Source organism: Leptolyngbya sp. PL-A3, from assembly GCF_039962325.1.
Lineage (GTDB): Bacteria > Cyanobacteriota > Cyanobacteriia > Elainellales > Elainellaceae > Vacuolonema.
On the sequence record NZ_JAMPLB010000002.1, the window covers coordinates 255198 to 280944 of the forward strand.

A 25747-nucleotide genomic window follows, 5' to 3' on the forward strand; every position below is an offset into this window, starting at 1 on the left:
GTGATTGCTGACGTTTGCGACTGCCTGATGACTGAAGCCATTGAGACCGCTCCACTCACTGCCCGACATTCCTCCGTAGGCCTGCACTATCGGGTCGCAATGTCGCAGCCTGAATCCCATCTGTTTGAAATTACGTTAGAAGTGCGGGGATGGCGATCGCCTGTTCTCGACTTGAAGATGCCGGTTTGGACGCCGGGGTCGTACTTAGTGCGCGAGTACGCCCGCCATGTGCAAGATTTTGCGGCTACGGCCCAGCAGAAGCCCTTGCCCTGGTCGAAGGTCAGCAAAAACCACTGGCGCATTGATACCAATGGGACGGACGAAATTACAATTTCTTACCGGCTCTTTGCCAATGAGTTAACCGTTCGCACGAATCATTTAGATGGCACGCACGGATACTTCAATGGCGCGGCTACTTTCTTCTACATTCCCAATCATGAGAAGACGCCGTTGCGGTTGACCCTGGTGCCGCCCCACGCCACCTGGAAGATTGCGACAACACTGCCGCCCGTTCCAGGTCAACCCAATACCTTCGAGGCTCCCGACTTCGACACATTGGTTGACTGTCCGGTTGAAATTGGGGAGCATACGACCTACAGCTTTGATGTACTGGGAAAACCTCACCAGTTTGTCGTTTGGGGACAGAACAATTTAGATTCTGAAGCCTTGTTGCGGGACACGCGCAAGGTTGTGGAAACAGAGGCGGAACTGTTTGGTGGGTTACCCTACTCCCAGTACCTATTCCTGCTTCACCTTTCCAATCAGGGGTATGGCGGCCTGGAGCATAAGGACAGTTGCACCCTCAATTACTCGCGTTTTGTCTTCCGCTCTGCTGAGAAATACAGCCGCTTTATGCAACTGGTCGCCCACGAGTTTTTCCACCTGTGGAATGTGAAGCGAATTCGTCCCAAAGCCCTGGAAGTCTTTAACTACGACGGCGAGTGCTACACCCCCTCCCTTTGGTTCAGTGAAGGGACGACCAGTTACTACGACCTCCTGATTCCGCTTCGTGCAGGAATTTATGATGCGCGCCATTTTCTACGGGAAATGAGCCGGGAGATCACGCGATTTTTGACCACTCCAGGGCGGCGGGTGCAGCCCTTAGGGGAATCTAGCTTTGATGCTTGGATCAAGTTGTATCGGCGGGATGCCAACAGCGACAACTCTCAGATCTCCTATTACTTGAAAGGGGAGATGGTGTCGTTGCTGCTGGATCTTCTGATTCGGGCCCGGCACGGAAATGCGCGATCGCTCGATGATGTACTCCGCCAGATGTGGCACCAATTCGGTCAGGACGAGATTGGCTTCCTGCCGGAGCAACTGGAGGCCATCATCGCTGGGGTAGCAGGGGCTGACTTAAACGATTTCTTTCAGCGTTACCTGCATACCACGGAAGAACTGCCTTTTGATACCTATCTGGAGCCTTTCGGGTTGCGCTTGAAGCCGGATGATGTCTCTCACGCCGCGCCATTTACAGGGATGCAGGTGCGCTCAGAGCATGGCCGGGACGTGATTAAGTTTGTCGAGTACGGCTCTCCTGCCCAGCGTGCCGGGCTTGATGCTGGGGATGAATTGTTAGCGCTGGACGGGTTGCGAGTGACGGCGGAACAATTGAGCGATCGCTTGCAAGATTACCAACCGGGTGATACGGTCGAAGTGACTTTTTTCCATCAGGATGTATTGCGGGTAGGCGTTTTGCATCTGGCTCCGCCCCGGCCAATGAATTATCACATTGTTCCCGTGGAGCAACCCACGCCAATTCAGCAAGCCAACCTGAAAGGCTGGCTCAGCATCGCAACTTCAGATTTAGCATAGCTTTCTAGATGCATCACTCTTCGGATGGAATCATCCACCTGGGGCATTTACCCGGTTACCGTTACCGGCTATTCTGCATGAGGTTGTTCCCGACTTTTAGCATTTCCTGACCATTACCCCCGTCTGCCCGTGCTTATGGAAGCTTCCGATGCTTTTGCTACCGTTGGAATTGGCTTGCTTCTGAGCTTGAGCCCCACGGTCGCCAGTGCAACTCCCCTCGACTCTAAGTTTGAACCTGGCAATGCGATCGCTGCTACCGTGACAACTCCGGTGCAGACGCAAGAAACTGGTGAGCCTTCTCCTTACTCACATTTGACTAATCTGGTTTCTACCCCAATACCCGGTTCTGAAGAATCTGTGACCCAAATTCGAGCTTTGCTGTTTCCTGAGGAGACATCAACTCGTCAGGATGCGACAGAATCTGCAATGGATGAGGTTGCCGAAAGCCCTTCTGTGGCTGAAGCGTCTTCATCTGATACCTCCATTGCACCAGCTGAAGCAGCATCGGATTCGCAAATGGATGAGGCTGCTGACAATGAAGCCGATACCCTCAGTGCAAGGGATATCGAACCTGCGGCAGAACCTGCTATGGATGAGGTTGATACTGCCGTTGTAGCGGGTGGAGAGCGAACAGACGAATCGGCGCAGGGTGCGCCTCCCGAAGCCCCGGCTGTTGGTGAGGCATCTGAGACGGATACTGCGGTTGCAACAGACAAAACCTTTTCGGCTCTAGAAAATGTTTTTGCGAATGCACCCTCTCCAGCAACCGAGGATGCCGTGATGCCGATCCCGATTACCGAAGCGATCGCTCCCCCAGAAACCCAAAATCCTGTTGAAGTTAGTCAGCAACAGCCCATAACTCCCACGACTGGGGTAACTGATGTTCCACAGCCTACAACTCCCACAACAGGAGTGACTGACGTTCCACAACCCACGACTCCCACGACTGGGGTAACTGATGTCCCACTCCCTACCTCTGATCGGCCGTCTACCTCAACAGACTTTCTGCCTGAAGTGGAATCCTTCGTAGAGAATCTTGAGCAGTATCCTCTCGGCGAGGAAGTGGAGTTTCCCGACTACCTGGAGCCCAACCCCAACCCTCTGTATTTTCCGACTCGCCCTGAAGAGGTGGAGCTGGAGGGAATTCAGCCTCTTACCTTGCAGCAAGCGGTCGCCCTGGCTGAGCGCAACAACCCTGAGCTAGAAACCGTTCGGTTGCAATTGAACCAGCGTCGAGCTGAGTTAGAAGAACAACGGGCAGCCCTCTTTCCTAATGTCAGCTTAAATAGCAGTTTGACGGCTTCAGAAGGGCAACAACAAGAAGTCACGACGAACGTTTTTACAGGGGAAACGGAAACCGTTGGCGATGAAGTTGATGTTATCTTCGGCGGTAACATCCGTGTTGATTACGACATTTTTACCTCAGGGCTTCGCAGTGCCCAAATTGATGCGGCTGAGAACAACTTACGGGTTCAGGAACTCCAGTTAGAAGCCCAAACTGAGCAACTGCGGTTTGAGGTGAGTCAAGACTACTTTGACTTACAACGGGCTGATGAGCAATTGAGAATTCGCCGCGACGCTCTGAACCAGGCCCTGCAAAACCTGCGGGACGCTCAGGCTCTAGAGCGAGCTGGGGTCGGTACTCGATTTGATGTACTGCAGGCGGAAGTGGATGTTGCCAACCGACAGCAAGAACTCGTTCAATCTCTCAGCGACCAGCAGGTTGCTCGACGCCAACTGGCTCAGCGGCTGAATATTTCCCAGACTGTTAACCTGGCGGCTGCCGACCCCGTTGAGGTGAATGGCGACTGGCCCTTGACCCTGGAGGAGAGTATTGTCCAGGCTTTCCGCAACCGCGCTGAGCTTGAGCAACAGCTTGTACAACGCGATTTCAGTGAAAATCAGCGGCAGGCCGCCAATGCTCAGTACGGTCCTCAGGTTTCAGCATTTGCTCAGTATCAGGTGCAAGATGCTTTAAGCAATGATGAAACGGGAGTAGAAGACGACTGGACATTGGGTTTGCAGCTCAATTGGCGCTTGTTTGATGCGGGTGCAGGCACGGCCCAGGCCCGTCAGCAAGAGATTGGCATTCAGATTGCCGAGTCAAACTTTGCTGATGCTCGCAGTACAGTCCGGTTTCAGGTAGAGCAGGCTTACTTTAACCTACAGGCCAATCAAACCAACATTGCCACTGCTCGGCTCAACGTTGAGCGGGCGACAGAATCTTTGCGGTTGGCTCGCCTCCGCTTTCAGGCTGGAGTTGGGACTCAGAGTGATGTGCTGCGAGCCCAAACTGAGCTAACCCAGGCCGAATTTAACCTGGTGGAGGCCATTTTGGGTTACAACCAATCTCTGGCTCAGTTGCGCCGTTCGGTTAGCAATTACCCAACTGGGGATTTGGGCGATCGCCCCTAGCCCCTCATAAAGCAGGGAATACCGTTCCCTGCTTTTTTAATGACATCAAGACGGATGCGTATTGTTGTGTGTCGTGTGCTTCGCATACCACGGTTAAGGGCTTTTTCAAGAGGCGGCTTCTTGCGTCCCTCGAAAAAGCCCGTTTTGGCGTGCGCTCTACACACACCAAAATGGGCTTTTAGACCCATCTCGAACTGAGGTCAAATAAGCTATTTGCGAATGCGAACTATCCGCAAAAGCTTCCTCGGAACTGACGTTACACTAAAGTTAGCGGGCATCCTGCGTTACAGGTTCCGGATGCTAACCCGCGAGAAATGTTGTCTCGCTTGCCAATTTCCGCTAATCCATTTCATTCGTTATGGAGTCACTGTGCCATGGGAACGTCTGTTGTTGTTAATCATGCAACCTTTGAAGCGGAAGTCCTGCAAAAGTCCTTTGAAAAACCTGTACTGGTTGACTTCTATGCCCAGTGGTGTGGCCCCTGCAAGTTGCTGAAGCCCATGCTGGAAAAACTGGTGCAGGAGTATGACTTTGTACTCGCGAAAGTTGATATTGATGAGAACCCTGATCTGGCCAACGCATTTGCGGTGGAAGGGGTGCCTGATGTGCGAGTGGTGCAAAATGGGCAGATGCAAAACGGCTTTGTGGGCGTGTTGCCTGAGCCACAACTCCGTCAGTTTCTGGTGGATCTGAATTTAACATCTGCCCGAGAAACGGGTTTAGAGGCGATTCAGGTTGCCAAAGCAGCGGGTGAGTGGGAAGAAGTAGAAAAGCTTTTTGTCAACCTGGCTGAGCAATATCCCGAGGACAAAGGGCTAGCAATGGAAGCGGCTCAGTTTCTCATTAGTCGCCAAAAGTTTGACGAAGCCCAGAAGGCCCTGGCAGAAGTCTCACCCCACGATCGCGAATTTGGGCAAAAGGTAGAAGCCTTGCGATCGCTCATTCAACTTCACCAAGACAGTGAGACCCTCACTCCTGCCAGCGACCTGGATACGCACTATCTAAAGGCTGTGCAGCTTACCCTGGCAGAAGATTACGAAGCAGCGTTGCAAAGTTGGCTAGAACTGGTGGCACGCGATCGCAAATACCGTCAGGATGCAGCACGCAAGACCATGCTGACGATTTTCGCGTTATTGGGAGATGACCATGCCTTAACGATGGCCTATCGGCGTAAACTCATGTCAACGCTGTATTAGTTTGCGCATCGCGGCTACTCCCCTTGACGACCCACCTTGATCCTATTGCTTCTGCCCCAACCTCGAGTTGGCAGGGAAATCTGGAGCTGATGTTTTCCCCATCAGCAGAACGCACGCTCCTGGCCCGCTGTTCTGTGCAGGCTCCCTTCAAAGTTCAACGCCCCTTCTACCCAGAAGGGAACGTGTGTCATGTGGTGACTCTGCATACAGCGGGGGGCATTGTGGGAGGCGATCGCCTCTCCTCCACAATTCACCTCCAGCCCAACACCCATGCGCTACTGACCACAGCTACCGCCGGAAAAATTTACCGCAGTGCTGGTCTGGAGTCGCAGCTATCAACTCGGATCCATGTGGCAGCGGGAGCCTGTTTAGAATGGTTACCCCAGGAAACCATTGTGTTTAATGGAGCGATCTCCCGCCAGCATAACCGGATTGATCTGGCGGAAGGAGCTCTATGGATAGGGTGGGAAATCACACGTTTCGGGCGTACAGCTCGCGGAGAACGGTTTGCCAGTGGGGAATGGCGATCGCGTACAGAGGTATGGCAAGAGGGCCGTCCTCTTTGGGTTGATCCTCAGTGGCTTCAGGGTGGTTCTGCTATGTTGGACAGCCTGCATGGTTTGGCAGGCTGCCCGGTAGTAGGGAGCTTCTCTGTTGTAGGCCAGGATCTATCGCCGGGCTTAATAGATGTGGCCCGTCAGTTCTGGCAGGGCCGCGCCTCAACCGAAACTCTGCTCCCAGGTTCGACCATTCCCCAGCCTGTGCCTCTAGCTCAGGTGGGTGTAACCCGTCTGAGGCAAGGAATGCTCTGCCGTTATCGAGGACATTCGACTCTAGAAGCCCGTCGCTGGTTTGCTGAGGTATGGCACCAGGTCCGACAGGAGCTGCTGATGCGTCCGGCCTGCCATCCCCGAGTTTGGTGAGAAAAGTTAACAGAAGTTAATAGAGGGAGATGTTGGTTTCTAGAGCCCCGGTGTTTGGTCAAATACCGGGGTTCTAGGGTTTTACCTTCCCATAAAGTAGCCTGCAAGATTTTTCGGGTGCCTTGTTGAACGAACCTGTCTGTGTGCCAAAGATACTGCTGCAATCTGCTCACTGCAGAGGCTTAAAACTAACCTGAGTTCGGGTTAAGGGTGTTTTCGAGTGCCGCGCAACGCGCGGCATTCGAAAACACTCATTTTGGCGTGCGCAAAGCGCACGCCAAAATGAGCACTTTAGCTTATTCCGAACTGAGGTTAAAACTAGGTTTGTTTTATGACGGTGAATCACTTCCTCTGAATAAGGAGAAAGCTTCTATCAGAATTGAAATAAAACTTAACATGTATGTTATAGTTATTTACATAAATACATGAGAAGGAAATTTCTATGACTAGCAAGGGTTATACGACTGAAGAGCGTGGGCTGATGAACAATTTCGCCGTAGAGCCCAAGATGTATGTGGATGAAACCCAGCAGTTTGGCTTCAATGCCCATGCAGAAAAGATCAATGGTCGTCTGGCGATGATTGGTTTTGTGTCTGCCCTGATTCTTGAAGCCACAACGGGTCATGGCGTTGTGGGTTGGTTGACCAGCCTCTAGTCATAGCTGCTTCCTCTATCGTGGGGAGGGAACAGTTCTCTCAAGCTTTTCCCCTGTTTTGATGGCGCTAAAACCCTGACAAAGTGTAGGAACGTTTGTTGAGCCAAACTCCAGATTTCTGCATGGACGTGTAAAGGTGCAGAAATCTGGAGTTTTTTGAAGGGAAATCATCTACGCCCATTCACCTTATCCTTACATGGCCGTATGGTTAAGGGCTTTTTCGAGGGACACGCCTTGCGCGCCCCTTGAAAAAGCCCTTTTTAGTTGCGTGGAGTGCACACCAAAATGGGCACTTGGGCCAAGCCCGAATTGAAGTTAAGTAGATGTCGCCTTCCAGCAAAGTCCTTTACACTGTGAAACAGGAAGAAATCTTTCATAACGTGTCAGGCATCACCCTTTAAGTCCGATACCTGGTAGATGATGACCCAAAGTGGCTGGAGTGATCGGTGTGAATGCAGCAGAACAAGCGAAAGGCTTAGAAACCACTACCAAAATTGCAGCGGTGGTTAACCTATTCAAAACGCTCTTCCCCGATGCGCGGGCTGACTTGAAGCCCTGGGCTAATGATCCTGATACTCGCAAGCTCGTGGATCCTGACTCTATTGATATCGGCTTTCATTTTCCCGGTTGGAGTCCTACCTTTCAAAGCCGTTCCATATTGGTACAAATTCGCCTATTTGAGGATCCGACTACAGAAACTCGGCAGGTCATTGGTGTAGAAGCGGTCGGGTTTAGCTATGAAGGTGAGAAGTGGCGACTGTCTACAATTGATGATTGGCAATTTCTGGGTAACGTACAACCGAAGGAATCTGTCAAAGAAAAATTAAAGACATTTTGTCGCCAGATCTACCAGCTATTCAACGGTTCATAACCCTGAGAGCCGCATATTCTATCCATACCTTCGCCATTTTTCTCAAGCCCTGGATTTTACCAGCAGTTATCATTATGAGCTTCAAAGCCAAGATTGCGCGCCCGTCGGGCGCGCAATCTTGGCTTTGAAGCCCGAAAACCGCTTGCCTTCGGCAAGCAGTTTTCGGGCTTAATTCCATACTAAGAATTGCTGGGATTTTACGGCGCGGCGCGTACGCAGAATCCAGGGCTTGAGGAAAATAGTGAGCGTGTTGTTCTATAACCTGTGGTTCTTTTTGTAGGAGCGATGGCTGCACTGCTACCTCACAAAAAGAATTTCAGGTTGTTTTGTGTATAACCTTTATTAGCTATTGAAAAGGTTGATTTCCGTATTGAAAGTGTGGAAAGTAAGCCTTTTCAATGGCTTCTCGAAAGGCTTCCTGAGGTAATTTAATCGTGAATCGCAAAAACGATAACCAATTTCCTAATTGGCACAATTAAAAGCTGTTTTTAACTCATCTACTTACCCCTTAGAGCCTGCTATTACATGGCTGTGTATGTACAGTTTCAGAACTGTCCTCACTTGATTTTGTCAAGGAGTTGCTGCTTGTTTGATCCGCATAAATTGCTGCTAATTCGACGACCAGTCTCGACATTAACGCTTCAAGATAGAGAGCTAATTATCTTGCACCAAACTTCCCGGATTACCTCTATTAAGCTGTGTAGCCTAATAACATAACCCCAAAGATACGTTTTGTAGATGAAGCTTGATGGAAAATATGTGAGCGATCGCGGCACAAAAAAAGCCATCATTTCGTCAAGTCAATTATCCATTCACTCCAATCAGGTAATGCTTGCATCCAGGACGTGAATCTGATTAATGAAATCAATTCACATCATCTATTAGCTAAAATTCGGGTGTCATAATTTCCCCACACTCGAAGTATTTATTGCCCAACTTTTCGATTTGGTTCGCTCTGTCCAATACCGTCGGTTCTGAGACTTCGTATTAGATTCTGACTGATCCCTCTTGCCTGGGAATAAATTCTTCATCACTCCTGATGCCACGCTATTGTAGTTTTGTTGATATCAACAAATGGGGATGATGAAGCTTGGCAGTCACTTAAATACCCTGGCAAGAAATCTGTCCAGAGTGTTTTGCGAAGTGTCAGTGAACACTCTACCGTGTGCCCTAAAGAGGCAATAATGCCTTAAAGGGGCAGAAGCGCCCGATAGGGCAGTCATCTATCCTGCTAGAAGAGAACCCCTCGTTGTTATGAAACGCATTTTTCGTAGCTTAACTACCCTGGCCGCCGTTGCACTGGGTGCCCTTCCCATCGCCCACTCCATGATTCAGACGTCTGCTTCCGCCACGTCTTTCGGTCAACAGGAAGTGGATCAAAACCGCTTTATTGCCTTTTCATCCCGTGGAACGAGCGATCGCCAATTGGTCGTCGTTGAACAGGTTACCGACTCCCGTGCCTGCTGGAGCGAAAGTGGTGCTGGGCCGGTCATTGTGAACCCACTCCTGCTCAACTTTGACTTTACGGGCATTTGCCGCCGAAGCACCGATCGCAATGGCTACTCCATTCGGATCAACGGTGAAGATATGGGTCTGGCCTACACGTTGCGTGTGTTGCCCCGTGAGAATGATTTGGTACTGACAGCGATTCCTCGTCAAAGCGGCGTGCCGCGGTTGGAGATTGCCCGTTCCAATGGCCTCACCAATGACTTTGCCAAACTCAATTTCAACTCTGGCTGGCGCTTTACCCGCCGTACCTTTAACGACCAGGCCTTGGGGCACGTCTATCTGACCTATGAGGGGACGCTTCCACCCGGTGGTGTGGTAACCAACCCCAGCCCATCGCCGAGTCCCTCACCTAGCCCATCGCCTTCTCCCAGCCCATCGCCTTCTCCCAGCCCATCGCCCTCGCCTAGCCCTGGCCCTGTCCGGTTCAGTGACATTTCTGGGGATATTTATGCGACGGAGATTCAACAGGCTGTACAAACAGGCTTCATCGCTGGCTTTGAAGACAACACCTTCCGGCCACAGGGAACTCTGACTCGAGAACAAATGGTCTCAATGGTGCTCGATGCTCTGGTGCGAGTTCCTAATACGAACCTGCAAGTGCCCACCCGAGCAACCCGTAATCCCTACAGTGACGTGCGTTCTGACCGTTGGAGTGCGGCTAAGATTCAGTTTGCCCGTGACAACAACCTGATCAGCGGCTATGAGGATGGTAGCTTCCGTCCTGATCGCCCTGTGACTCGTGCAGAGTTGATTTCGGTGTTGCGCCGTGCAGCAGGCTATGCTCGAACCCTGCGTGGGTCTTCGGCAGTCCTGACGCCCACACAACAGCCCATCAACTTCGGCGATACCGCGAACCACTGGGCTGCTAGTCAGATTTCTGAAATGTCAGCCTTCTGTGGCGTTGCGTCACCGCTGAACGAGCGGGGTACATCTTTTGCCCCCAACGACTCAGCCCTCCGTAACTATGCAGCAGCGGCAACTCTGCGAATGATGACCTGTGTGCAACGGCCGCAGTAATGAATGATTACCTTCTCGTACGGATACCGTACGAGAAGATAACATTTCAATGTTCCTCTTAGGGAACTTGGGGCATGTGGGCATGCCCTTTTTTTATGCTGTGTAGTACCAATTGTTGTTTGAGGGCATGAACCGTTGACTTTTGAAAAGCCAGGCGAGACACGGCTTTTCAAAAGTCAACTCCCGGTCTCTAAGCGCGCAGCGCTATAAGTTTTGAGGATGCCGAATAGGGCGATCGCCACCCTCTTCCTCCGGTAAACCCCATAGTGAAAATTGAGGTGGGTACGCGAAAATTAAAATGGCGTTTGAGGATCACTAACCTTGGCTGCACCGATCGAGTCCCCCGAGCCGTCTTCTCCCGCAACGAACATGGGATTGATCCCCCTGGGGTTGCAAGATATTCACTATCAACGAGCTAAGGCGAGTCTGAAGCAGTTGCTCCAGCGCTACTCTACGGCGATGCGTCAACCTCGTCGCCAGGGCTCGGTGGAGTTGCAGGCCGCCATGAAAGCAGATCTGAACCAGGTTTCCTACGCCCTCGATAAGTTGAACTCCAATCTGGTAAGAATTGCCGTTTTTGGCCTGGTTAGCCGAGGCAAATCAGCGGTAGTTAACGCATTGGTTGGTCAGCGTTTAGTACCCACAGGCCCACTCCACGGGGTGACCCAGTTTCCTCGCTCGATCTACTGGTCGCTGGAATTGAGTGAACCGGTCACTGTCGAACTAATTGACACCCCAGGGTTAGATGAAGTGGGTGGGCAATCTCGTGCAGCAATGGCTCTGGAAGTGGCCCATGATGCGGATTTAATTTTGTTCGTCATTGCTGGCGATATGACTCGGACGGAGTACCGTGCTCTGACAGAACTTCAGGCTGCTCATAAGCCGTTGATCGTCGTGTTCAACAAGACGGATCTGTATCCTGATCAGGATCGGCAAGCTATTTATCAGAGGCTACAAGACTTATTTGATGCGAGCGGAGATGTCAATCGTCCCAGGCTTCGCCCTGAAGATATTGTGCGAGTTGCCGCAGAGCCTGCCCAGATGCAGGTGCGCGTGGAGTGGGAAGATGGCCGCGTCACGTATGAGTGGGAGGCTCCACCGCCCAACATTACAGAATTGAAGCAAAAGCTCCTGGCAATCCTCAACCAGGAAGGTAAGTCGCTACTGGCCCTCAATGCCCTGCGGCAGGCCCGAGAGTCAGAGCAATCAATCGCCCGCAAAGCTTTGCGCCTCAACCAGGAAGCAGCCGAGGAATTGATCTGGAAATTTGCCCAGTGGAAGGCGATCGCCATTGGCCTCAACCCGATCGCCGTCGTCGACATCCTTGGTGGCTTTGCCACCGATCTCGTGATGATTCGCGCTTTGGCTCGACTGTATGGGCTGCCTATGACCCGCCATGAAGCCGGGAAACTGCTCAACAGCATTTTGTGGAGTGCGGGGGGTGTCCTGGCTGGGGAAGTAGGAAGCGGATTGCTTTTGGGTGTTGGCAAAAGCGCTTCTGCGGCGGTGTCGTTTTTTGATGGCGTGAGTGGAGTAATGGCCTATGGGAGTGCGGCGATCGCCCAAGCTACCCTGGCCGGCTATGGTTCCTACCGTGTTGGTAAAGCTGCCCAGGTTTATCTGGAACAGGGCTGCACCTGGGGGCCGGAGGGCGTGAATACGGTCTTGCACAACATTCTGGATCAAGTCGATCGTGATACCGTTCTCTATCGCCTGCGCCGGGAATTGGAAGAAAAGGTAACGGTGCTACGTTGACCTGTATGGGGCTTTCTGCGTGAATCATGGCCTGGTGAAGCTAGGCCATGATTCACGCTTCAAACAATGACAGGATTAATCTTCTCGCTCGGCGAGCCAATATCCGAGGGCAATTCCCAGTCCACTACAAACTAAATCCAGGGCGTCGAGGCTGCGGTTTGGAGAGAAACCTTGTATGACTTCTTCCACCACAGTGAAGGTGCCGAAGATCAAAATCCACAAGGGTATTAACATCCTTAGAAAACGGATACGACGTTTTTGCAAGATGCGATGACCCAGATAGGCTGCTACTGAATACAGAATGATGTGCCCCGGTTTGTCATAGTTGGGGATGGCTTGAAGCTCGGCTGGCAAATTGCCGGTGTAGGCCATCACCAGGATGACGACAAATAATGCAGCAAAAATAATGGTTGAAATCCAGGGCAGGGTGCGGGTTTTAGTCATGGAGTTGAGGGAGTGATTTCCTGAAGTTTTTGTTGCATGCATCAATACACGCAACAAAAACTTCAGGGATAAGCTAAATCCGTCACAATTGGCAGATGATCAGACCCGATTCGAGGCCCTGTATGGACATCTACAACGGAGATGTTGGGGCTGGTCAGGCAGTGGTCGATGGGGATGAACAATGGTGGAGCGAAGGCAGGCCAGGTTGGGAGAATGCCAAACCCATCGCGGCTATTCTTGAGACCCGTGTGGGCGATTAATTCACGGTAGAAGGCAGACCACATCGTAATGTTGAAGTCGCCTCCCAAAATAATGTGATCAGCCCCAGGAGCTTTTTCCTGTTGAATGTGTTGGATGTATTGGGATACCTGCTGCAACACTTGATTGCGGCGGGCGAAAAGATTCCAATAGAGGGGTGGCGGCGGGTGGATGGCGATCGCCACTCCCAGTACCCCATTGCGCTCAAATTGGGCGACCAACACATCCTCCTGGACGGATTTGAGGGTTTTGGATGCCCCTGATGCGGTACCTAGAGATACCTCTGTGAGAGGAAAGCGGCTGTAAATCGCGACATCCGTGGGATGGGTGTTGCGCTGGTTCAATCCATAGGGCAGCAAGCTGGCAACCGAATCCATAGTTTGTAACCAGGCTGGATTGGTTTCCAGAAGAATTAGTAAATCAGGCTGTTCCTTGCGAATCAGCTCGGTTAGCGCTTGATAATTACGGTTTTTTGCCTGAACGTTGCTAATCATCACCCGCAGAGCAGAGCCATCTGTGGCAGCGTGGGCTACGGGGACGGGGAAGTACCAGGGCACGACCTGGCTGAGATTTAGGACCAGACAAAACAGACTGAGCTTCCATCCCCAGCGTGGATGCCGCCCGAGAAAAAGGGCAAACAGCAACCCAGAAACAAGCAGGTATTGCACACGAAAATGCGTGACCAGATCGAAGACGAAGTTCCAACGACTCAGGAACCCCGCTAGCGAAAGAACCAGGATCCCAATGAGCGGAATGTTTAGGGGGATAGCGGAGACGATCGCCCTTACTTTCGAAACCAATCGGAGCAACGGTGAGCGGAGTCCCATAACCCTCCTGAAGAAATAATCTGGACTGGGGCGCGACAACCGCAGTGCCAGGAATGCTTAGATCGATGCTTTGAGACTCTTCGTCTGTAGCAACGATCCTCAACAAGCAGCCCGACTCTAGCCGCTTCGGAAATTACTTCGTCTCAGGATGGACGTTTCTTTTTATACTTCACCTCGCCACAGTGCAATTCCACCCAAGAGCCCAGCAATATTGGGCACGATTTTGACCCGAGGGGGTAACTCCATTTTGATTTCCTTCGCGTTGCCGCCTCCAATATATAGATAGTCATAGTTGAAGGTGTGGGCAAGTTGGGCGATCGCCTTATTCAAGCGCTCCTGCCACTTTTTCTTTCCCGCCGTCTCCAGAGCGGCTCGGCCGAGCTGTTGCTCGTAGGTTTCGCCTTTGCGGAAAGGATGGTGCCCCAATTCCAAATTGGGTACTAAAATTCCCTGGATGAAGAGGGCGGAGCCAAAACCCGTCCCCAAGGTGATCACCAGTTCTAGCCCCTGGCCTGCCACTACACCCAGCCCCTGCAAATCTGCGTCATTTGCAACGCGCACCGGCTTTCCTAACTTTTCCTGGAGCGCACCCTGAAGATTAAACCCAATCCAACTGGGATGAAGATTCGCGGCAGTTTCGGTGACACCAACTCGAATCACACCTGGAAACCCCACCGATACCCGGTCGAAGGTTTTGTCCGTTGCCAGGGTCAGAATAATGTCAAGAACGGCTTCGGGAGTTGGGAGAACGGGAGTATCCAGACGATCGCGTGCCGTCATTGGTTCGCCCTTTTCATCCAGCACCATTACCTTAATGCCGCTGCCGCCAATATCTACTGCCAGGGTTTTGAGCGGCTCTGATGTGTTTAATGCCATGCTGCGCCCTTTTTCTATATCTAAATAACTTTCTAGAGACTAACGTCTCCCTTGCTCAGCCTTGAGGAATGTTTCATTGGTTTAAAAAAGTCTATCGAAAGGGTCTTGTGATTGGTATGGTTGCCCATAAGGAGCCTCGATAACGATTGAGCAAATAACCGGACTGAGAGAATATCTCAGGCTAGAGCTGTTGAGTTTGTAGTACTTTACTGTCGCTCTTTTCTCCTTATGATGAGTCCCCATTTACAGGCCGAGCAGCAACGTTTGCGCGCTCAAATTGACGCTATCGCTTCTTCGGGGCCGATCGCTCCCCCCAATGTTCGGATTGAAGCTGACTTTCTGAATCACAAATGCTGGCGATTGACCCACACCACTCTGCCCGTACGCGAGCGGGAGTTAGGCGTTGCCGGTAGCTCCCGCCACCGCGACTGGGTTGAACGCATCCATCGTCGCGATCGCCTTAAGGAACTGGAGGAAGAATTGGCGATCGTTGAAAACCTGATTGAGCGCCAAATGCGTACCGAATCCATCTTCATGCCTGATGCTCCTACCATCAGCCTGGGCGATTCTGTCGAGTTTGATGGCAAGGTCTATCGAGTTCAAGACATCGGCTTGCGCTATCTCCGCTTAGTGGATGATCACAACGTTGTGGTGCGTTGTCCCGTTGAGTCAGCGCGGTTGTTAAGCCAGAGCATCGGGGGTTAGAGCAAGGTAAAGAAGTGGGAGAGTCAGGGAGCAGGGGAGTCATTGCTTGCATCTGGTTCATCAAAAAAGTGTTACCTTGCCCCCTGTCCTCTGCTCCCATGCCCCTCCGCCCCCCTGCTCCCTTGCCCTTACAATGGGGAGTGCAGATCTGCCGGGAGAATTTCCGCAGGTAGATGTGCGGCTGCACTCTCAATTAATTTTTATTTATGTCGGTTCGCGTTCGTATTGCACCCAGTCCGACGGGCCTGTTGCACATTGGCACGGCTCGTACTGCTGTGTTTAACTGGCTGTTTGCTCGCCACCAGGGCGGCACATTTATCTTGCGGATTGAGGATACCGACCAGGAGCGATCGCGCCCCGAATATACCGAAAATATCCTCGATGGCCTGAAGTGGTTGGGTTTGACCTGGGATGAAGGCCCCTTCTATCAAACAGAACGGATGGATCTTTACCGTCAGCAGATCCAAACCTTGCTGGATAAAGGATTAGCCTATCGGGCCTACGATACCCCTGAAGAATTGGATGCCATGCGGGAAGCCCAGAAGGCCCGTAATGAAGCACCACGCTACAACAACCGCCACCGCAATCTGACGCCCGAACAGGAGGCGGCTTACCAGGCCGAGGGCCGACAGGCGGTGATTCGCTTCAAAATTGATGACAATCGCGAGATTACCTGGAACGACCTGGTGCGTGGCAACGTCTCCTGGAAAGGACGGGATCTGGGAGGAGACATGGTGATTGCCCGCGCCGCTGACCCCGGTGAAGTTGGCCAACCTCTCTACAACTTTGTAGTGGTGGTCGATGACATCGATATGAACATCTCCCACGTCATTCGGGGTGAGGACCACATTGGTAATACACCCAAGCAAATTCTGCTGTATGAAGCGCTTGGCGCAACGGTGCCCCATTTTGGCCACACGCCACTGATCTTGAATCAGCAGGGGGCCAAGCTGTCGAAACGAGATGGCGTCACGTCCATTTCCGATTTCCAACGCATGGGCTATACAGCCGAGGCGATCGCCAATTACATGACCCTTCTGGGTTGGTCGCCCCCAGAGCCTATGACTGAACTCTTCGCCCTTCCTGAAGCCGCTGAAAAATTCGGCTTTGAGCGGGTGAACAAAGCGGGAGCCAAGTTCGATTGGGACAAGCTGAACTGGATCAACAGCCAGTACCTTCATGCTATGCCCGTTGAGCAGCTGACGGATCTGCTAGTTCCCTACTGGCAGGAGGCAGGCCATAGCATTGATGCGGTAGGCGATCGCCCCTGGCTGGAACGGATGACAGCTGTCATCGCCCCCAGTCTGGCTCGTCTGGATGAAGCGGTGCCTATGACCCAATATCTGTTTCAAACCGATTTGGCCTTTAACGAGGATGCCACGCAGCACCTCCAACAGGCGGGTGTTGGCGATGCGCTGAAGGCCGTGCTGGCGGTGTCGGAGTCTGCGCCGTTAGAGACGGAGGCCGATGCCCAGGCGATCGTGCAGCAGGTGGTCAAAGAGCATGGCTTTAAGAAAGGCCTGGTGATGAAGTCTCTCCGGGCGGCTCTCACAGGTGCTCTTCAAGGACCTGATCTGGTGCAGTCCTGGCTCCTCCTTCATGCCAAGCAACAGGATCGTGTTCGGCTTGAGAAAGCAGTGGCGATCGCAGGCTAGTCTCCTCCACAGACCAGACACCCAGTGTTTTCAAAAACACCGGGTGTCTTAACCCCACAACTTAACTTCCCTTTATCCATGCCCAAGTCTCTCTGGTTTACCCCACTGGCGTTGGCCCTGTTTCTTCCTCTGCCTGCCCAGGCTCAGCAAATTGTTGTTACGGGTGGTAGTAGCATTTTTGAGAACGTCAGCCTGAGTCCAAACTTTGCTAACGCGACCATCCGAGGGATTAGTGGTGGGCCAGTGTCGGCTACGCAACTGGCACGCCAATCAGAGACAGACACTGGGGCATGTTTAGGATTTGTGGATGAGCAGCCCGATCACACAATGCAGTTGACGAGCCGCTTTTCCTATCTGAGTTTGCAGGTGCAGAGCACGGCGGATACGACCCTAGTGGTGCGAGGGCCAGGAGGCACCTGGTGTAACGATAATTACAGTCTCGACTTTAATCCTGGTATGTCTGGCGAGTGGTTGCCGGGAACCTATGAGATTTGGGTGGGTTCCCATCGGGTCAACCGATACTATCCCTATGTCATCCAGATTTCGGAAAGCAATCCCATCGCCAACCGCACGGTTCCGGTTGCTCCTCCTGTAACTGCACCCTAGCCTGATTCAGGACTGACACATTTATAGGGCGTGGGGTGTGCAAAGCATACCCCACGCCCTATAAATGTGTCAGTCCTAACTAGAACGGTTAATTTTTGAAAAGCCGCACGAAGGGAGCTTTTCAAAAATCAACCGTTTACCTTTATAGCGCTATCTCTCTCTAGCTAGCCCCAGGTCTTTCACTAGATTTGCTATAAGGATTTAACAGAAGGGTATGGCTCCTTTTGAAGTGGAGCCATGATAATCGGGCCTCACTTCCCGGGTTGTCTGCCTTTACAAAATTAGGTTAAATTTAGTTAAGAACGTTTCTCAGAAATTTGAGTTCCTCTAGGTAAGCCTGCTCAGGAGTTCTTCCACAGGCTTGGAAAAAAAGATCGGAAAGAAAATCTAAGTTTACTGGCTAGTGTCCTGGGCGATCGCAACATATGCAACCGTTTCAGGCTTCTAGGCTCAGATGTATCAAAGGGCGACACCGCAATATGAAAATTTCCTGGAGAGTAATCCTACTCTGGCTGTTGCCAGTTCTGGTCATCGGCTTCTTCTTTTGGCAAGGAGCCTTTTCGAGCGCACCTATGGCGACCGGGAATAACACCGCCAGTACCCGGATGACCTATGGGCGTTTTCTGGAGTATTTGGATGCCGGTCGGGTCACGACAGTGGATCTGTTTGATAGTGGGCGGACGGCCATTGTTGAGGCCGTTGATCCCGACCTCGACAACCGGGTTCAGCGTCTACGGGTTGACCTGCCCGGCAACGCACCAGAGCTGATCTCCAGATTCCGTAACGAAGGCATTAGCTTTGACATTCACACTCCCCGTAATGATGCAGCGGTTTGGGGTTGGTTGGGCAACCTGCTGTTCCCGCTGATGCTGATTGGGGGCCTGTTCCTATTGTTCCGTCGCTCTAATAACATGCCGGGTGGCCCTGGCCAGGCGATGAACTTTGGTAAGTCCCGTGCCCGCTTCCAAATGGAGGCGAAGACGGGGGTTATGTTCGATGACGTCGCGGGTATTGAAGAAGCGAAGGAAGAACTGCAAGAAGTTGTGACCTTCCTGAAGAAGCCTGAGAAGTTCACCGCTGTGGGTGCCAAGATTCCCAAAGGTGTGCTGCTGGTTGGCCCTCCGGGAACGGGTAAGACCTTGTTGGCGAAGGCGATCGCTGGTGAAGCGGGGGTTCCCTTCTTCAGCATCTCGGGTTCTGAGTTTGTGGAAATGTTCGTCGGGGTGGGTGCGTCCCGCGTTCGCGACCTGTTCCGCAAGGCTAAAGAGAACGCTCCCTGTATCATCTTTATCGATGAAATTGACGCCGTAGGTCGTCAGCGGGGTGCTGGTATCGGTGGCGGTAACGACGAGCGGGAGCAAACCCTGAACCAGTTGCTCACCGAGATGGATGGTTTCGAGGGTAATACCGGGATCATTATCATTGCGGCGACCAACCGGGCTGACGTTTTGGATTCGGCGCTGCTGCGTCCCGGTCGTTTCGACCGTCAAGTACTGGTGGATCCACCCGATGTTAAGGGCCGTCTGGCAGTGCTGCAAGTGCACGCTCGGAATAAGAAGCTGTCCTCTGATGTTTCTTTAGAGTCGATCGCCCGCCGCACTCCCGGTTTCTCCGGTGCTGACCTGGCGAACCTGCTGAATGAGGCGGCTATTCTGACCGCTCGTCGTCGCAAAGACGAAACGGGCATGGCAGAAATCAACGACTCCATCGACCGCGTTGTTGCCGGTATGGAAGGCACACCTCTGGTGGATGGTAAGAGCAAGCGCTTGATTGCCTATCACGAGATTGGACACGCTTTGGTGGGTACGCTGCTGAAGCACCACGACCCCGTTCAGAAAGTAACCCTGATTCCTCGGGGGCAGGCTCAGGGCTTAACCTGGTTTATGCCTTCCGAAGATCAAAGCTTGATCTCGCGCGCTCAAATCCTGGCTCGGATTACGGGTGCCCTGGGTGGCCGTGCGGCAGAGCAAGTGATCTTTGGTGATGCCGAAGTAACCACTGGAGCCGGTAACGACCTGCAACAGGTTACAGGCATGGCGCGTCAGATGGTAACCCGATTTGGGATGTCTGATTTGGGTCCCATGTCTTTGGAAAGCCAGAGCGGTGAGGTCTTCCTGGGCCGTGACTGGACAACGCGTTCCGAGTACTCTGAAGAGATTGCCTCTCGGATTGATGCTCAGGTACGGACGATCGTTGAGCATTGCTATGACGATGCGTGCCGCTTGATGCGCGAGAACCGTGCCCTGATCGACCGAGTTGTGGATCTGCTGATCGAGAAGGAAACCATTGACGGTGACGAGTTTCGTCAGATTGTAGCTGAGTATGCCAATGTTCCCGAGAAGGAACAGTTTATACCTCAGCTGTAATTCAGAACGTCGCTCTTAAAAAGGCGGTGGGCTTAGCCCGCCGCCTTTTTTGATGATTAAGTGGGTTTAGAGCTCCGGTCGTTCCGACAGCGGTTAGGGATAGGTTCTGTGCTCACTTGTGGAGAGTTCTGCAGGGCCAAACCTTAAACGTTGACTGCGATCGCCCCTAGTCCCTTAAATCACCCCCTAAAATAGTCCATAGAAAGCCAAGACATCCGCACCTTAATGGACTGGATGAGTTGTGGGTTCGTCAGCCACAATAGAATCTGGCGGCTCCCCGCACAGGCAGTCGCACCCCTATTCACTACATATGGGAAGAGAGAATCATGGGATTGTTTGACCGTGTCAGCCGAGTGGTCCGCTCCAACCTGAATGCAGCGGTGAGCGCCGCTGAGGACCCGGAAAAAATTCTGGAACAGGCCCTGATTGATATGCAGGAAGACCTGGTGCAACTGCGACAGGCGGTGGCGAGTGCGATCGCCAGCCAGAAGCGCATGCAGCAGCAGTACAATCAGGCGCAAACGGAATCGAATAACTGGCAGCAGCGCGCCCAACTGGCCCTCCAGAAAGGCGATGAGAATCTGGCGCGGGAAGCCTTGACCCGACGGAAAACTCAAACGGAGATGGCAACGTCTCTGAAAACTCAGCTGGATCAGCAGAGTGCTACGGTAGACACCTTAAAGCGCAACCTGATCGCTCTGGAAGGCAAAATTTCTGAGGCCAAGACCAAAAAGGATATGCTCAAAGCTCGCGCCAGTGCGGCAAAAGCCAACGAGCAACTCCAGAGCACCATGGGGCGCATGGGCACCAGCACTGCTATGGGAGCCTTCGAGCGGATGGAGGACAAGGTGTTGCAGATGGAAGCCCGCTCTCAGGCCGCAGCGGAACTGGCGGGTTCTACCTTGGAAGCGCAGTTTGCTCAATTAGAGTCGGGTAGCGATGTCGATGACGAGCTGGCCGCCATGAAAGCTCAACTGTTGGGTGGCAGTTCTGAAGCCCAGGGTTCTCTCCCGGCGGCCTCGGCTCCTGCAGGTAACTCTACTTCTACCAGTGATGTAGACGATGAGTTGGAGAAACTCAAAACTCAGTTAGACCAGCTTTAATCGGAGCCGTTTGCCGAATATAGGAAGCGCGCAGTCCGTTGTACTCGTACTTCCCGTATTGAATTTAAATATGACAAAGCGCCTGGAGATAAAAGCTCCAGGCGCTTTCTGTAAGGCGGTAAGAAATCAGGACTTACGCAAGTCCGCCATATTTAGAGCATTTGTGTTGTGTGTTGTGTGCGAAGCACACAACACAAATACGTAAGCCCTGAAATGCCTATCGGGGTAGGTCAGGACAGGTAAATTCGTCTTCAACGGCTGTGTAGGTTATTTCCTGAGTTTCATTGGATGGAATGAGGTTCAGACGTAGCCGTAAGGTTGTATTCGACAGTTCTAGAATTTCGGCGTTGTAGACAGGTTGGCCACCCTCGGTTACCTGTAGACGATTGGGTACCTCCCGATCCGCTGTCCAACCGCTGATAGCGTAGGTTTCGACGCAAGAGGTTTGAAGGAGGGTACCGTTTGGCAGGAAGACATTAATGCTGCCAGGTGCCGGGTCTGAAGGCGCACTGCTGACGCGCCAAATTTTGCTGAAGAGGATGGTTAGATCTCCTGCTGGGGTGGCGGATGCGATCGCCGGATCAGCGCCTGAGCTAGTGGATGGTGCAGTCGTAGAAGCTGATGTGGTGCTTGGTGTTGTGGCTTGCTGTTCTGGAGCCTGGGCTGGAGAACAAGCGGTTAGTCCCGTCAAGGTAAGGCTAAAAGCCATCAGCAGAAAAGCGCGGCGTATAGTCATTGATCTCCTTTGGGGTGTCATTACATCACCGACTGCGAAGTTTATAGAACAAATCTATTGAAAAAATCTTTGCAGATAGACTAATGCTACTACTGTAACTATTTTCGTTAGGTAAGGAGTGAGGTGGTGCAAAGTACCGTTGTTTATAGCGCTACACGCTTGGAAGCAGGAAGTTTATTTTTTGAACAGCTATGCGAAGCGTAGCTGTTCAAAAAATAAACTGTTTTGTATAAGGCTATAGAACTGGGTATAGCCCGTCTTTCTGGTAGCGATCGCCCTCATAAACGGTGGAACGGACTCTCCAGGAGCCGCTTCCCCGATAGGATGGAGATTGCTAATGTCAGTGAAATTGAGATAGTGGACGGATTTCTTAACCTGGACAAGCCCTTGAGGTTTACGTCCCATGATTGTGTTGCGCGGGTGCGGCGACTGCTTCGCCAGAAACGAGTAGGCCATGCAGGTACTCTTGACCCGGCAGCTACGGGGGTTCTGCCTATTGCGATGGGACGGGCAACCCGGCTATTGCAGTTTTTGCCCTCCGATAAAGCCTATCGGGCCGTGATTCGTTTTGGTGTTCAAACGGCTACCGATGACCTGGATGGTGAGGTGCTCCAATCGAATCCCTGCCCCGATTTAACCCTCGAAGCGATTCAGGGAAAGCTGCACCAATTTCTGGGTTCTATTCAACAGATACCGCCACAATACAGTGCGATTCAAGTGGGGGGGCAGCGCCTCTATGACAAAGCTCGTAAGGGAGAAGTGGTAGAAGTTCCCGTGCGCACGGTTGAGGTGCACTCCATTGAGGTGCTGGCCTGGCATTCAGGGGAGTTTCCGGAATTAGAGGTGGCGATCGCCTGCGGTCCCGGCACCTACATCCGCGCGATCGCCCGTGACCTCGGTCAGGCCGTTCACACTGGAGCGACCCTCGCAAAACTCATCCGTACCAGTAGCAGTGGGTTTGACCTCGACAGCAGCTTGTCTCTAACGGATTTAGAAGAACAACTGCAGCAGAATGCCTTTCAACCCATTTCACCTGAGGTTGCCCTGCAATATCTGCCGGTGATTCAACTGGCTGATCCAGAGGCCCGTCGTTGGTGCATGGGTCAACGACTGCTTTGGGAAGGTACAGAGGCTCCCGGTGAGCAGGCATTTCGAGTGTATGGTGAGGGCGATCGCCTCCTCGGTATCGGCCAAATTCGCACCTACGAGTCAGATCCCATCCTGTCTCCCTGGGTCGTCCTCGCGCAGGAGTAAGGAGATTTCCAGTAATGAAATTACCCCCAGAATGTTGGTGCTTTGCCCGCTTCGCGGGCAAAGCACCAACATTCTGGGTAAATTCTTATGCAGAAACCTCCTAAGCTGTGCTACGTCTACCGCCGATTGTAGGGATGCAACATATTACGTCCCTACAATCGGCGGTAGCTCGACAAATTCATTCCCAGGTGGCGACAATTCTTAAGGGTTCAGGAATTTCAGAATCGACTGGGAATTCCAATAGGGTTTCCCGCAGCCCCAGGTAGCCGGATTCTGCAAAGGAAAGTAACATTCGCTGAAGGGCAACCCAGACCTCAGGGTCAAATTCCCAGTCCCGTTCATAGGGGGCGTGAGCGGCGATCGCCTTGAGTGCCCAGAAGTAAGTATTTCGCACCACCGATCCCTGTTTCTTGTACTCAGGAAGGTCTTCGTGATGCACAAAGAGAATATCGTCTTTAATATGCGATCGCATGCATCCAAATTTAATACACTTGTTCTATCATACTAAGGCAAACTCTCTATTCGTTCGAAAAATATCCATTGTATTAGTCCAGTTCCTCCTGTGGTTAACCTAGAAAATCGTGTGATGTAGGGATGTATTCAGGATCAAGCATAGGTCAGGGATGTGAAATGCCTTGCATTTATGCACTTGCCGTCCGAAGGTGGGGCTATTGTCTGGTCTTCGCAGGTCGAGGGTTAAAAATCCGACAAGACAAACACCCTCTACGAAGGAGGACTTAGACTGATAAAGGATGGTGTTAACGAATGGCTGTGAGCGCTTTCGTAGGTCAATCTTTCATTTATGCTAATTTCGCTTCAAATTGAAGATTTTGCACTGATTGATCGGCTGTCGCTGAGTTTTGGCGACGGCTTGAATGTGCTGACGGGAGAGACCGGGGCGGGAAAATCGATTATTTTGGATGCCCTGGATGCGGTCTTGGGCGGCAAAGTCGGGAGCCGAGCAATTCGTTCGGGGGCAGAACGAGCGTCCATTGAGGCGACCTTCCGGTTGGATGAGACGCTGAAAAATTGGCTAAAAGCACAAGCAATTGAACCTTCCTCGGAGGGGCACCTGATCTGTAGCCGTGAAATGACAGCAGGGAAAGGCGGCCAGCGGAGCCGCTCTCGAGTCAATGGGGTGGTCGTCAATAAGCAGCAGTTGGAAGAGTTGCGCGATCGCCTGGTAGAAATCACGGCTCAGGGTCAAACAGTGCAGCTAGGTCAACCCGGTCTGCAACGAGCCTGGTTGGATGGCTTTGGTGGGCCTGCTCTGGTGGAACAGCGCGAGAAGGTTGCTGCTGCCCACGCTGCTTATCAGCAAGCGGCCACAGCGCTAGAAAAGCGCCGCCAAATAGAACAGCAGCGCCTCCAGCAACTCGATTTATTTGAATATCAAGCGCGGGATTTGGCCGCGGCTAACTTGGGTGACCCCGACGAGCTGACTGACCTGGAGCAAGAACGGCAACGATTGGCCCATGCCGTCGATTTGAAGCAGCAGAGCTATGAGGTTTACCAGGCGCTCTATCAGAACGATAGCGGTGGCGAAGCCTGTGCTGACTTACTGGGGCGGGCTGAGAATACCCTGACAGACATGCTGCGCTACGATTCCCAGATCCAGCCCATTCTGGATATGGTGATTGAGGCGATGGCTCAGGTGGAAGAGGCTGGACGGCAGATCAACTCCTACGGTGAGGATCTGGAAACAGACCCTGAACGGCTGGAGGAGGTGGAGCAGCGAATCCTGCAACTGCGACAGATTTGTAAGAAGTATGGTCCGACGCTGGCGGATGCGATCGCACTCCACAACCAGCTTCAGGCAGACCTGGAAAGCCTGACCGATGGTGGACAATCTCTAGAAACCCTGGAAAAACAGGTGGAAGAGCGCCTCGCAACCCTCGTCAGTCTTTGCGCTGCCCTGACGGACTTGCGTAAGGCTGCTGCCCACAAACTACAAGCGCAACTGGTGGAGGAGCTCAAACCCCTGGCGATGGACAAAGTCCAGTTCCAGGTCAATGTGGCTCCCATGACACCCAGTGCCAGCGGTGCCGATCGCATCACCTTCCTGTTTAGCCCCAACCCTGGTGAGCCCCTGCAACCTCTCTCAGAAATCGCTTCGGGTGGGGAAATGAGCCGTTTTCTGCTGGCCCTTAAGGCTTGCTTCTCCCAGGTAGACCCTATCGGTACGATGGTGTTCGATGAAATCGACACAGGGGTATCGGGACGGGTGGCCCAGGCGATTGCTGAAAAGCTACATCAGCTCGGCCAACGTCATCAGGTGCTCTGTGTAACTCACCAACCGCTCATTGCAGCGATGGCAACCGCCCATTTCCGGGTTGGTAAACATGTCATTGATCTGCCCACAGGTACCGTGCAACAGAACGGCAGCAAGACGGCCAAAAAGGGCGATAGCAATGGCAATGGTCACAATGGTAAAACCGAGGAGGTTCGTACCGTTGTCCGGGTCACTCCATTGGATTCTGCGGAGCGTAAACAGGAGATTGCAGCCCTTGTGGGAGGAACAGATCAGGAGGCGATCGCCTTTGCAGAATCTCTCCTGACGCAGGCGGCTCAAACCCGAGGGGAAGTGCCAGAAGCGGTTACGGCGGCTAAGTCAACAACACGCGCTTCGAAACGGCGTAAATCAAGTTAGGAGCCTTGCAAAAGCAACTTCAATTTCTAATGTTGAGCACGCTAAGCATGCTCAACATTAGAAATTAAAACTCGATGTCTGCTATTTTCCTATAGCCGAAGGTCTTAATTC

At 52.4% G+C, this 25747-nt stretch carries 20 protein-coding genes; 15 read left to right on the forward strand and 5 right to left on the reverse strand.

Annotation, left to right across the window (positions count from 1 at the left end; genetic code table 11):
• The first annotated feature begins 27 nt into the window (after positions 1-27).
• The 8 genes from NDI52_RS02860 (at position 28) to NDI52_RS02895 (ending at position 12156) form a co-directional block, all read left to right on the forward strand.
• Complete coding sequence (locus NDI52_RS02860) at positions 28-1815, forward strand: M61 family metallopeptidase (RefSeq protein WP_190775183.1); 1788 nt, start codon at positions 28-30, stop codon at positions 1813-1815.
• A 135-nt stretch (positions 1816-1950) separates the two neighbouring features.
• Positions 1951-4230 carry a TolC family protein gene (locus NDI52_RS02865; RefSeq protein WP_190775182.1) on the forward strand — a complete coding sequence of 760 codons (2280 nt, stop codon included), beginning with the start codon at positions 1951-1953 and terminating at the stop codon, positions 4228-4230.
• Between the two features lie 374 nt (positions 4231-4604).
• A complete protein-coding gene (locus NDI52_RS02870; RefSeq protein ID WP_190775181.1) occupies positions 4605-5426 on the forward strand; it encodes a tetratricopeptide repeat protein in 822 nt (273 codons plus the stop codon).
• 89 nt (positions 5427-5515) lie between these two features.
• Positions 5516-6349 carry an urease accessory protein UreD gene (locus NDI52_RS02875; RefSeq protein ID WP_190775180.1) on the forward strand — a complete coding sequence of 278 codons (834 nt, stop codon included), beginning with the start codon at positions 5516-5518 and terminating at the stop codon, positions 6347-6349.
• Between the two features lie 442 nt (positions 6350-6791).
• Complete coding sequence (locus NDI52_RS02880; RefSeq protein ID WP_190775179.1) at positions 6792-7004, forward strand: chlorophyll a/b-binding protein; 213 nt, start codon at positions 6792-6794, stop codon at positions 7002-7004.
• Positions 7005-7452: 448 nt separating this feature from the next.
• Positions 7453-7875 carry a hypothetical protein gene (locus tag NDI52_RS02885; RefSeq protein WP_190789314.1) on the forward strand — a complete coding sequence of 141 codons (423 nt, stop codon included), beginning with the start codon at positions 7453-7455 and terminating at the stop codon, positions 7873-7875.
• A gap of 1254 nt (positions 7876-9129) precedes the next feature.
• Complete coding sequence (locus tag NDI52_RS02890) at positions 9130-10401, forward strand: DUF3747 domain-containing protein (protein WP_190775177.1); 1272 nt, start codon at positions 9130-9132, stop codon at positions 10399-10401.
• Between the two features lie 369 nt (positions 10402-10770).
• Entirely contained in the window at positions 10771-12156 is a 1386-nt protein-coding gene (locus tag NDI52_RS02895) for a GTP-binding protein (protein ID WP_190775242.1), read from the forward strand.
• A 75-nt stretch (positions 12157-12231) separates the two neighbouring features.
• Here the strand turns inward: NDI52_RS02895 and NDI52_RS02900 are convergent, their stop codons facing one another.
• The 3 genes from NDI52_RS02900 to NDI52_RS02910 all read right to left on the reverse strand — a co-directional run bounded on the left by NDI52_RS02900 (position 12232) and on the right by NDI52_RS02910 (position 14561).
• Positions 12232-12600, reverse strand: a complete 369-nt coding sequence (locus NDI52_RS02900; protein ID WP_242035727.1) for a VanZ family protein — start codon at positions 12598-12600, stop codon at positions 12232-12234.
• Between the two features lie 62 nt (positions 12601-12662).
• Positions 12663-13685 (reverse strand): endonuclease/exonuclease/phosphatase family protein, encoded by a 1023-nt coding sequence (locus NDI52_RS02905; protein ID WP_190775175.1) that lies wholly within the window; start codon positions 13683-13685, stop codon positions 12663-12665.
• A 162-nt stretch (positions 13686-13847) separates the two neighbouring features.
• A complete protein-coding gene (locus tag NDI52_RS02910; RefSeq protein WP_190775174.1) occupies positions 13848-14561 on the reverse strand; it encodes an ROK family protein in 714 nt (237 codons plus the stop codon).
• A 228-nt stretch (positions 14562-14789) separates the two neighbouring features.
• On the opposite strand from NDI52_RS02910, the gene NDI52_RS02915 reads away from it, so the two are divergent.
• From NDI52_RS02915 to NDI52_RS02935, 5 genes are all read left to right on the forward strand, one after another.
• Positions 14790-15266, forward strand: a complete 477-nt coding sequence (locus tag NDI52_RS02915; protein ID WP_190775173.1) for a hypothetical protein — start codon at positions 14790-14792, stop codon at positions 15264-15266.
• Between the two features lie 206 nt (positions 15267-15472).
• The gene (gltX, locus tag NDI52_RS02920) at positions 15473-16921 is read left to right on the forward strand and encodes a glutamate--tRNA ligase (RefSeq protein ID WP_190775172.1); all 1449 of its coding nucleotides are present in this window, start codon (positions 15473-15475) and stop codon (positions 16919-16921) included.
• Between the two features lie 78 nt (positions 16922-16999).
• Positions 17000-17527, forward strand: a complete 528-nt coding sequence (locus NDI52_RS02925) for a hypothetical protein (RefSeq protein WP_199307742.1) — start codon at positions 17000-17002, stop codon at positions 17525-17527.
• 479 nt (positions 17528-18006) lie between these two features.
• Positions 18007-19893: an ATP-dependent zinc metalloprotease FtsH2 gene (gene ftsH2, locus NDI52_RS02930; RefSeq protein ID WP_190775171.1), complete on the forward strand. Its 1887-nt coding sequence runs from the start codon at positions 18007-18009 to the stop codon at positions 19891-19893.
• 326 nt (positions 19894-20219) lie between these two features.
• On the forward strand, positions 20220-20996 hold the full coding sequence (locus tag NDI52_RS02935) for a PspA/IM30 family protein (RefSeq protein WP_190775170.1): 777 nt from the start codon (positions 20220-20222) through the stop codon (positions 20994-20996).
• 217 nt (positions 20997-21213) lie between these two features.
• On the opposite strand, the gene NDI52_RS02940 is transcribed toward NDI52_RS02935, so the two are convergent.
• Positions 21214-21732, reverse strand: coding sequence for a hypothetical protein (locus tag NDI52_RS02940; RefSeq protein ID WP_190775169.1), 519 nt, complete (start codon positions 21730-21732; stop codon positions 21214-21216).
• Between the two features lie 357 nt (positions 21733-22089).
• Here NDI52_RS02940 and truB point away from each other — a divergent pair, with 357 nt between their 5' ends.
• Positions 22090-22986 carry a tRNA pseudouridine(55) synthase TruB gene (gene truB / locus NDI52_RS02945; RefSeq protein WP_190775240.1) on the forward strand — a complete coding sequence of 299 codons (897 nt, stop codon included), beginning with the start codon at positions 22090-22092 and terminating at the stop codon, positions 22984-22986.
• A gap of 178 nt (positions 22987-23164) precedes the next feature.
• On the opposite strand, the gene NDI52_RS02950 is transcribed toward truB, so the two are convergent.
• Complete coding sequence (locus NDI52_RS02950; RefSeq protein ID WP_190775168.1) at positions 23165-23458, reverse strand: hypothetical protein; 294 nt, start codon at positions 23456-23458, stop codon at positions 23165-23167.
• A 330-nt stretch (positions 23459-23788) separates the two neighbouring features.
• On the opposite strand from NDI52_RS02950, the gene recN reads away from it, so the two are divergent.
• Positions 23789-25636 (forward strand): DNA repair protein RecN, encoded by a 1848-nt coding sequence (gene recN / locus NDI52_RS02955; RefSeq protein WP_190775167.1) that lies wholly within the window; start codon positions 23789-23791, stop codon positions 25634-25636.
• Positions 25637-25747: the final 111 nt, after the last annotated feature.

Bases quoted from the DNA above. Each gene is read 5' to 3' on its own strand.
- NDI52_RS02870 (WP_190775181.1), top strand. From the start codon at position 4,605: ATGGGAACGTCTGTTGTTGTTAATCATGCAACCTTTGAAGCGGAAGTC.
- NDI52_RS02895 (WP_190775242.1), top strand. From the start codon at position 10,771: ATGGGATTGATCCCCCTGGGGTTGCAAGATATTCACTATCAACGAGCT.
- NDI52_RS02900 (WP_242035727.1), bottom strand. From the start codon at position 12,600: ATGACTAAAACCCGCACCCTGCCCTGGATTTCAACCATTATTTTTGCT.
- NDI52_RS02890 (WP_190775177.1), top strand. From the start codon at position 9,130: ATGAAACGCATTTTTCGTAGCTTAACTACCCTGGCCGCCGTTGCACTG.
- NDI52_RS02910 (WP_190775174.1), bottom strand. From the start codon at position 14,561: ATGGCATTAAACACATCAGAGCCGCTCAAAACCCTGGCAGTAGATATT.
- NDI52_RS02940 (WP_190775169.1), bottom strand. From the start codon at position 21,732: ATGACTATACGCCGCGCTTTTCTGCTGATGGCTTTTAGCCTTACCTTG.
- NDI52_RS02875 (WP_190775180.1), top strand. From the start codon at position 5,516: ATGTTTTCCCCATCAGCAGAACGCACGCTCCTGGCCCGCTGTTCTGTG.
- NDI52_RS02905 (WP_190775175.1), bottom strand. From the start codon at position 13,685: ATGGGACTCCGCTCACCGTTGCTCCGATTGGTTTCGAAAGTAAGGGCG.
- gltX (WP_190775172.1), top strand. From the start codon at position 15,473: ATGTCGGTTCGCGTTCGTATTGCACCCAGTCCGACGGGCCTGTTGCAC.
- NDI52_RS02935 (WP_190775170.1), top strand. From the start codon at position 20,220: ATGGGATTGTTTGACCGTGTCAGCCGAGTGGTCCGCTCCAACCTGAAT.
- NDI52_RS02880 (WP_190775179.1), top strand. From the start codon at position 6,792: ATGACTAGCAAGGGTTATACGACTGAAGAGCGTGGGCTGATGAACAAT.
- NDI52_RS02925 (WP_199307742.1), top strand. From the start codon at position 17,000: ATGCCCAAGTCTCTCTGGTTTACCCCACTGGCGTTGGCCCTGTTTCTT.
- NDI52_RS02950 (WP_190775168.1), bottom strand. From the start codon at position 23,458: ATGCGATCGCATATTAAAGACGATATTCTCTTTGTGCATCACGAAGAC.
- recN (WP_190775167.1), top strand. From the start codon at position 23,789: ATGCTAATTTCGCTTCAAATTGAAGATTTTGCACTGATTGATCGGCTG.
- NDI52_RS02865 (WP_190775182.1), top strand. From the start codon at position 1,951: ATGGAAGCTTCCGATGCTTTTGCTACCGTTGGAATTGGCTTGCTTCTG.
- ftsH2 (WP_190775171.1), top strand. From the start codon at position 18,007: ATGAAAATTTCCTGGAGAGTAATCCTACTCTGGCTGTTGCCAGTTCTG.
- NDI52_RS02915 (WP_190775173.1), top strand. From the start codon at position 14,790: ATGATGAGTCCCCATTTACAGGCCGAGCAGCAACGTTTGCGCGCTCAA.
- NDI52_RS02860 (WP_190775183.1), top strand. From the start codon at position 28: ATGACTGAAGCCATTGAGACCGCTCCACTCACTGCCCGACATTCCTCC.